Raw genomic sequence first — 3,388 nt, 5'->3', positions numbered from 1 at the left:
CGAACACAGAAGTTAAGCTTCAACGCGCCGAAAGTAGTTGGGGGATCGCTCCCTGCGAGGATAGGGCATTGCCATGCAAATTAAAAAACGTCACGGTCAATTACTGATCGTGGCGTTTTTTTACTGTCTGATCGAAGGATGAGTGGCAGCTTATCAAAGCATATCAAGATAGCTTTGAGCAGTTCAGCTACTTCGGAATAAGAAACAGGCCCGTGGAAATTCTATGAGCCTGTTAATCGTTGGCTGCCAAATCAGCAGTTTGATTCTGCTAGATTAATCTGATGGCTGAAAGTATCCTTGCTGGATGCCGATTTGATACTGAATTTCACCAGAGGTCTTCAGATTGTCAGCTGCTATTGTTTGGTCATCTTGTGCAATGGCAGAAGCAGAGTCGTTGCTTGAGCTGCTGATCGAATTAGCCGAAACCGATTATGATGACTCAAAGATGCGGTCGACTGTGATTTTTGATCGTCATTGTCGACAGTGGACGATGTGGAATTAAACGACTTGGCAAGTTTAATTATTCGTTTACCCGTCTTGCCGCTTATACTGGTTTGATCCTTACCGCTGACTGTGTCGTTAATAAAAGTAACATTGAAAATTTTTTGTGTACCCCGACTGACTGACTTGGCAGCGTGGCTGGATTTTAGTTAGTTACTATCATCATTTTGACTCCCCAGTGAACCTAGGCCCCCAGCACTAGGAACACGATTATAATTTAAACCCAGATCTGTCAGTAAAATGTTTTTTTCTATATAGAGCGTATCGTTGGCGTCTTTGATCTTTTTAACCATAAAAATTCTTCCCAATAATATCGTCGCAGGCAAGCCGAACTTGACCTGCTATTTTATTAACATGGGGGATCGTTCTTAAAGCGCGTCGACGTATAAAAAGTTGAATAGGTATCTATACTGGCAGCTTAAGATTTAAAGGAATCTTGCAAATCATAGAATTAAGGGTTTCCTCAACTGTTGATCAGCGTTACACTAGCTTTTGTGCAATTTTGTAGAGAAATTTGTAGAGAAAAGAGAGTGAATGTATCCAATGGATGAAGAAGCGACGAGGCCTTCTCACCAACTCAATATACTTGAGGGTGGCATCTTCGGAAAAATGTGCAGGGTGGCGCTGCCGATTGCGCTAATGAGTACCTTGCAGCAGCTGTTTAACGCAACCGATATGGCGGTGGCCGGGCGTTTTGCCTCTAGCAATGCTATGGCGGCGGTTGGTTCTAATGCGCCAGTCATCAATATCGTAGTTATGCTGTTTACTGGCCTTTCAATCGGTTCCAACGTACTGATCGCTGGTCTGGTCGGTGCCGGTAAAAAAGAACGCGTCAATGAGGCGATGCATACCGGCTTTGCAGTAGCTTTAATCAGTGGCTTTATTATGTTGATGGTAGGAACTCTGATTGCCAAGCCGATCTTAGGGTTGCTTGATACGCCAGCCAGTATCATGCCGTTAGCGGTCAGCTATCTGAGGCTGTATTTTTTAGGTATGCCGTTTTTAATGATCTATGATTTTGGCAATGCCGTGTTAAGAGCAGTCGGTGATACTAAACGGCCATTGTTTTGTCTGATGTTTTCTGGTCTGGTCAATGTAGTCTTGAATTTGATTTTGGTGATTGGCTTTCAGATGAGTTCAGATGGAACGGCGATTGCAACCACGATTGCCAATGCTGTCAGTGCGACCTTGATCTACCGGTTGTTGGTTAAAGAAACAGGTATGTTGCATTTTGAGTGGAGAAGACTGACGTTAAATCGGACTTATCTAAAAAGAATCATTGCCATTGGTGGTCCGGCCGGTCTGCAAGGCATGATTTTTTCGGTTTCTAATATTGTGATTCAAGCAGCTATTAATCATTTTGGGGCAGCTTGTGTAGCTGGCAACTCTGCGGGATTGAACTTTGAATATATCAGCTACTTTTTCGTCAATGGCTTTGCCCAGGCAACGGTAACTTTTATCAGTCAAAATTATGCTGCACATCAATACCAGCGTTGTCGTAAAATTGCACGGATTGCAATGATCAGTGCTGTTTTGTTTACAGCAGTTGTCTCGATGACTTTTTACGTTTTTCGCTATCCATTGGTTGATGATATCTTTTCGACCAACCAAGCTGTCGTCCATTATGCAATTATTCGAATAACCTTTATTGCGTTGTTAGAGCCTTTGACGGCAACTTATGAGATTGCCGGGGGGAGCCTCAGGGGAATCGGCCATTCTCTGGCACCTGCCATTATTACACTGGTTGGTTGCTGCATTTTACGTGTTGTCTATATTGCGGTTATGCTGCCGCATTTTACGAATTTTACCCAAGTTGCTTTGATCTATCCGGTCACCTGGATTGTTACTGGAACAGCGGTAATTTGCTTATATGAGTCGGTTACGCGCAAGGAATACGTACCTGATGAAAAAGAAGAACCAATAGCTGTCGACAGATTACAATTGGCATCGCATCATTAATTTAATTATGCCTATCCATCCCGTGACTTTAGTCATGGGATGGATAGGCCTGCTATGATCTAATATTTGTAGATAGTAATTAACTTAGTAACTGCCTCGCTGAGAACCAAAGTGAGTATTACAGCATTATAAGACTGACTATCTAACAACTATTGATATATCATTCCTATGGCAACCTGGGAATGTAAAAGGCATTGGTAATTAGATGATCACTGCTCAAGGCAACCGTGGCTGTTTGAGTAAATCGTCCGTATCTATGCAAATTGTGATTCAGACACTCAATATCGGGGTGTCTGCTCACAAGCCATCGACTTTTAGCCGATGGTGGTTGACTAGGTTATACCCGATTCTTGAGTATTCAAGGATTGGGTTTTATTTTTGAATCGCTGACTGTGTCACCAGCATACAGAAGAATATTTTCTCTATATAACTCAAATTGCCCGTGTAAATAATTCGTCTGCTGTAAGGTCATACGGAATAACTGTGCAGCAGATGATGAGTAAATTTGTTAGCATGAAAAGAAATTTGATAAATCAGCGAAAAACTATTGACGATGCTCATTAAAACCTGTATAGTTAAATACCGTTGTCACAGCAAGATGTTGTTGACAACGATCGGTAAAGTTAAATTGGTTGTTGACAGATCCATTTGATTTTGCTAAACTATAAAAGTTGTCGATTGATGAATGACAACTCACTTAACAAATTGATTTAAAAAAGTTCTTGACTTAAAATGATCAATATGTTAGAATTAAATACGTCATCGAAGCAATAACAAATTCGATGTTCGGTAGACCTTTGAAAACTGAATACAGTTTCGACGAACACAAATGTGCAGGGTCATCAATCATCACGATTGATGCAAAAACATTTGCGAAGTCAATTCGCTTAATTTAAATTTGAGCTTTTCAAGTTCTTATATTTTATAT

The 3,388-nt window shown here is 41.1% G+C and carries 3 protein-coding genes; 2 read left to right on the top strand and 1 reads right to left on the bottom strand.

Annotated elements, in window-relative coordinates; genetic code table 11:
- Positions 1–343: 343 nt before the first annotated feature.
- Positions 344–502 carry a hypothetical protein gene (locus HF864_RS09265; protein WP_169462703.1) on the top strand — a complete coding sequence of 53 codons (159 nt, stop codon included), beginning with the start codon at positions 344–346 and terminating at the stop codon, positions 500–502.
- A 148-nt stretch (positions 503–650) separates the two neighbouring features.
- On the opposite strand, the gene HF864_RS09260 is transcribed toward HF864_RS09265, so the two are convergent.
- Positions 651–794 (bottom strand): hypothetical protein, encoded by a 144-nt coding sequence (locus HF864_RS09260; protein ID WP_169462702.1) that lies wholly within the window; start codon positions 792–794, stop codon positions 651–653.
- A 316-nt stretch (positions 795–1,110) separates the two neighbouring features.
- On the opposite strand from HF864_RS09260, the gene HF864_RS09255 reads away from it, so the two are divergent.
- Complete coding sequence (locus HF864_RS09255; protein ID WP_240936911.1) at positions 1,111–2,460, top strand: MATE family efflux transporter; 1,350 nt, start codon at positions 1,111–1,113, stop codon at positions 2,458–2,460.
- Positions 2,461–3,388: the final 928 nt, after the last annotated feature.

Source organism: Lactobacillus sp. MRS-253-APC-2B, from assembly GCF_012843675.1.
Classification (GTDB): domain Bacteria; phylum Bacillota; class Bacilli; order Lactobacillales; family Lactobacillaceae; genus Limosilactobacillus; species Limosilactobacillus pulli.
Note: the sequence above shows the minus strand (reverse complement) of the source record. Positions and strands in the feature narration are given on the sequence as shown.